The 4,057-nt window shown below is 61.1% G+C and carries 7 protein-coding genes and 2 pseudogenes; 7 read left to right on the top strand and 2 right to left on the bottom strand.

Features of this window, described 5'->3' with window-relative positions:
- The 5 genes and pseudogenes from RMO23_RS12290 to RMO23_RS12270 form a co-directional block, all read left to right on the top strand.
- A pseudogene (locus RMO23_RS12290) lies at positions 1 to 126 on the top strand (30S ribosomal protein S3); the annotation flags it as partial.
- A 25-nt stretch (positions 127 to 151) separates the two neighbouring features.
- A complete protein-coding gene (gene rplP, locus RMO23_RS12285; protein ID WP_011481235.1) occupies positions 152 to 568 on the top strand; it encodes a 50S ribosomal protein L16 in 417 nt (138 codons plus the stop codon).
- A 16-nt stretch (positions 569 to 584) separates the two neighbouring features.
- The gene (gene rpmC / locus RMO23_RS12280; RefSeq protein ID WP_309681866.1) at positions 585 to 791 is read left to right on the top strand and encodes a 50S ribosomal protein L29; all 207 of its coding nucleotides are present in this window, start codon (positions 585 to 587) and stop codon (positions 789 to 791) included.
- Entirely contained in the window at positions 788 to 1,057 is a 270-nt protein-coding gene (gene rpsQ / locus RMO23_RS12275) for a 30S ribosomal protein S17 (protein WP_309681864.1), read from the top strand. The genes rpmC and rpsQ overlap by 4 nt, the downstream gene beginning before the upstream one ends.
- 224 nt (positions 1,058 to 1,281) lie before the next feature.
- Positions 1,282 to 1,788 (top strand): peroxiredoxin, encoded by a 507-nt coding sequence (locus tag RMO23_RS12270; RefSeq protein WP_309681862.1) that lies wholly within the window; start codon positions 1,282 to 1,284, stop codon positions 1,786 to 1,788.
- A gap of 134 nt (positions 1,789 to 1,922) precedes the next feature.
- Here RMO23_RS12270 and RMO23_RS12265 read toward each other — a convergent pair whose 3' ends face one another.
- Together RMO23_RS12265 and RMO23_RS12260 are read right to left on the bottom strand one after the other, a co-directional pair.
- Complete coding sequence (locus tag RMO23_RS12265) at positions 1,923 to 2,411, bottom strand: GNAT family N-acetyltransferase (RefSeq protein WP_309681860.1); 489 nt, start codon at positions 2,409 to 2,411, stop codon at positions 1,923 to 1,925.
- A 52-nt stretch (positions 2,412 to 2,463) separates the two neighbouring features.
- The gene (locus RMO23_RS12260) at positions 2,464 to 3,150 is read right to left on the bottom strand and encodes a cytochrome b/b6 domain-containing protein (protein WP_309681858.1); all 687 of its coding nucleotides are present in this window, start codon (positions 3,148 to 3,150) and stop codon (positions 2,464 to 2,466) included.
- Between the two features lie 193 nt (positions 3,151 to 3,343).
- On the opposite strand from RMO23_RS12260, the gene RMO23_RS12255 reads away from it, so the two are divergent.
- Both RMO23_RS12255 and RMO23_RS12250 read left to right on the top strand, forming a co-directional pair.
- A complete protein-coding gene (locus tag RMO23_RS12255; RefSeq protein WP_309681856.1) occupies positions 3,344 to 3,799 on the top strand; it encodes a cytochrome c in 456 nt (151 codons plus the stop codon).
- Between the two features lie 100 nt (positions 3,800 to 3,899).
- Positions 3,900 to 4,057 (top strand): annotated as a pseudogene (locus tag RMO23_RS12250) (cytochrome c); the annotation flags it as partial.

Here is a 4,057-nt window from a genome sequence, read left to right as displayed (position 1 = left end):
CCTGCCGATGGCAGCGACAAACCCGCCGAGGCTACCCCAGGTGCCGAAGCCCCGAAAACCACCACCGTTAAGCGCGTCCGAAAAGCCGCGCCAGCTGCAGCAGCTGACGGTGCCAAGACTGAGTAATCAGTCAGAATAACGGAGAATAAAAATGCTGCAACCCGCTCGCAGAAAATACCGCAAAGAGCAAAAAGGCCGTAACACTGGTGTCGCCACCCGTGGTAACTCGGTTGCGTTTGGTGACTTCGGTCTCAAATGCACCGACCGTGGTCGCCTGACCGCTCGTCAAATTGAAGCCGCACGGCGTGCGATTTCCCGTCACGTTAAACGTGGCGGCCGTATCTGGATCCGTGTCTTTCCGGACAAGCCGATTTCCCAAAAGCCTGCTGAAGTGCGTATGGGTAACGGTAAAGGCAATCCAGAGTACTACGTGGCTGAAATCCAGCCTGGCAAGATCGTTTTTGAAATCGTCGGTGTGCCTGAAGAACTTGCACGCGAAGCGTTCCGCCTGGCCTCGGCCAAGCTGCCGCTGCGCACCACGTTCGTCAGCCGCATGATCGGCCAGTGATCAGGAGAAGATGCAAATGAAAACTACTGAACTGCGCCAAAAAGACGTTGCCGGCCTGCAAGCCGAGGTCAAAGAGCTGCAAAAAGCCCACTTTGGCCTGCGCATGCAAAAAGCCACGCAGCAACTGACCAACCTCTCCACGCTGCGTTCGACGCGCCGTGCCATCGCTCGCGCCAAAACCATTTTGGCCGAAACCATCGTCAAGCAAGGAGCCAAAAAATGACGGAAGCTAAAAAATCCCTCAAGCGCACCTTGATTGGCAAGGTGGTCAGCGACAAGCGCGCCAAGACCGTGACGGTTCTGGTCGAGCGCCGCGTCAAGCACGAGCTGTACGGCAAAATTGTGTCGCTGTCGAGCAAGTACCACGCCCATGACGAAAAGGGCGAGTACAAGACCGGCGACGTGATCGAGATCACCGAAAGCCGTCCTATCTCCAAAACCAAGAACTGGGTTGTGACCCGTTTGGTTGAAAAGGCGGCCGTGGTCTGAGTCTGACCGACTTTGACGGCAAGTCACAAAAAACGGCTCACGGTGTGGGCCGTTTTTGTTGGTGCCGTCGCTTGGGTTCGGTGTCGTGGCAGACGGGCGGCGACCGGCCCGCCGCCAAAGCCCGCAAGATGACCAAGACTTTCAGCCTGCATCAAAATACAGGCAGCCTGGCGCGCCAGCGCACACTACATTCACTTCCTTTTCTTTCCCAACCAGGAGCACCCATGATCAAAGTAGGCGATACCCTTCCCGCGGCCACGCTGATGGAATATTCAGAAGTTGAAGGCGGCGGCTGCAGCCTGGGCCCGAATGCGGTGGATGTGGCCAAGGCCAGCGCCGGCAAGACGATTGCCCTGTTTGCCCTGCCGGGGGCCTTCACCCCGACCTGCTCGGCCAAGCATGTGCCGGGTTATGTCGAGAATTTTGCCGCGCTCAAGGCCGCCGGCGTTGATGAAATCTGGTGCGTCAGCGTGAACGACGCGTTCGTGATGGGCGCCTGGGCGCGTGAGCAAAAGACCGACGGCAAGGTCCGTATGCTGGCCGACGGCAGCGCGGCCTTTGCCCAGGCCACCGGCCTGACGCTGGACCTGACCGCCAAGGGCATGGGTTTGCGCAGCAACCGCTACTCCATGCTGGTCAAGGACGGCAAGGTCGCCAGCCTGAATGTCGAGGGCCCCGGCAAGTTTGAAGTCAGCGACGCGGCGACCCTGCTGGCGCAGGCCCAGGGCTGAGCCGCCGTCTGGTTCCAGGAATCAAGCCACTGGCCTTGCGGTCAGTGGCTTTTTTTGTGCTTCGGGAGGCTGAGTGCGCTATTAATTTTATAGTAAACTATGCTTATGGTAATTGGGCTACGGGCTAATTCTTGCTATAAATCGGCCTTCAGGTAATGCGCCCCGGCAATCGGATTGTGATAGTAGGGCGGGATCCCCTCAAAGCCCAGTTCGGTATAAAGCGCCCGCGCCGACTCCATGTCATCCAGGGTGTCGAGCAGCACGCTGTGGTAGCCCGCCACGCGCGCCGCGTCGAGTGTCGCCTCTGCCAGCTGGCGCCCCAGGCCAAAGCGGCGAAAGGCTTTGCGCACATACAGGCGCTTCATCTCGCCGGCGTTCGGGTAGTCCACATTGTCCAGGGCGCGCAACGCGCAGCAGCCAGCCACTTCGCCGTCTACCAGTGCCAGCAACAAGGCGCCCTGCGGCGGCGCATAGCTGCCGGGCAGCCCGGCCAGTTCCGCGTCAAAATTCTGGAAGCACAAGTCAACGTCCAGCTGCTCCGCGTACTCGCTGAAAATCTGGCGCGTGTCATCCAGCCGCTCTGGCGTGACAGGGGTGATGAGCTGAATCGAGGGGCGTTGCACGGCGTTGAAACGGGGAAAGCGGCCATCAGTGTAGCGGCGTTTGCCCCGCGCCTCAAAACGCCGGCGCGGCCAGGCTGGCAACCCAGTACACCAGGGCGGCGCAGCCCGCCAGAATGAGCAGTGCCAGCAGGCGCGAGACCGCGTCGTCGCGCGACGACGGCGCCGCGATCACCAGTTCCTTGTCACCATGCAGCATGGCGCCCAGCAGCTTGTGTTTGCGGCGCAGGTAAAAAACAATGGCCGCCAGATGCAGCAGCACCAGCGCCAGAACAATCCACTTGCCGATGTTCTTGTGGTAGCTGCTGGCCAGGCTGACCGTGCTGTTGGAGACGAATCGGGTCAGCGGCCCGGCTGCGGCGATTTCATCGTCGCTGAATAGGCCGCTGCCCACCTGCATCAGCAAAACCGCCAGCATGGCAAAGACCGAGCCGGCACCAAGGGGGCTGTGGCCCATGCCGTGCTCGGGCTTGCCTTGTCCCTTGAGGTAGTTGATGACGGTCCTGGGCGAGTAAAGAAAAGCCGCGAAGCGCGACCAGTGGCCGCCCACCAGGCCCCAGGCGAGGCGAAACAGCAGCAGCGTGAAGACGCTGTAGCCAAAGCGGAAGTGCCACCGCATGGCGTCGCCGCCCACGCTGCCGCTAATGGCCAGCCCCAGCACGCAGACCACCAGCGCCCAGTGAAAAAGCCGCGTGGGCAAGTCCCAGACCCGCACCTTGTTGCGGTAGTTGTTGTTCTGCATCTGTCGTTTCCATTCGTGGGGTGGTTTAGTCTCTCGCGCACGCGAGCCCGCGGTCTTGGGGTTTTCCCGCGACGCAGAGTTCCTGCGGAACTTACCGGACGCCGATAAACTCAAGCTCGCTGGCAGCAGTCTAACCAGCGCTTGCCGACTCACCCTGCTTTTCCCAGCAACGTACCACCGGACGAGGAATCCCATGAAAACTTTTGCCTGTATTGCCGCAGCCGCCACCCTGGCTGCCCTGGCCGCTCCGGCCGCTGCGCAGTTTGCCAAACCGGAAGATGCCGTCAAATATCGCCAGAGCGCGATGTTCATCCAGAGCCAGCATTTCGGCCGCATCGGCGCCATGACCTCCGGCAAGGTGCCGTTCGATGCCAAGGTTGCTGCCGAGAATGCGGAGGTGGTGGCCGAGGTATCCCGGCTGCCGTGGGCGGGGTTCATGCCGGGCACCGACAAGGCGGGCAATACCAAGGCCAAGCCCGAGATCTGGACAGAGCAGGCCAAGTTCAAGGAAACCAACGAAAAACTGATGGCCGAAACCACCAAGCTGTCGGCCGCCGCCAAGACCGGCAACCTCGACGCGCTGAAAACCGCCTTTGCCGCCACCGCCGACACTTGCAAGACCTGCCACGACGCCTTCCGCGCCAAGTGATTGGGCGGGGGCCGACCCACAGCCCCTTTGCAACACAGGCCCCGGTCCGCGACCGGGGCCCTGCTGTGTCCGTGATCACACTTCGACAAGACCAAAACCGATGAAAACTCTTGCCTCTTTTGCCCTGGCCGCCAGTCTGGTGGGCTTGAGCCTGCCGGCCGCGGCGCAATTTGCCAAACCCGAAGATGCCATCAAATACCGCCAGAATGCGCTGTTTGTGATGGGCCAGCATGTCAGCCGCGTCGGCGCCATGGCGGC

Origin of the sequence: Polaromonas sp. (assembly GCF_031411155.1) — a bacterium.
In the GTDB taxonomy this organism is placed as follows: domain Bacteria; phylum Pseudomonadota; class Gammaproteobacteria; order Burkholderiales; family Burkholderiaceae_C; genus Polaromonas.
The sequence above is the reverse complement of the archived record's forward strand: the minus strand, read 5'-3'. Positions and strand labels throughout refer to the sequence as shown.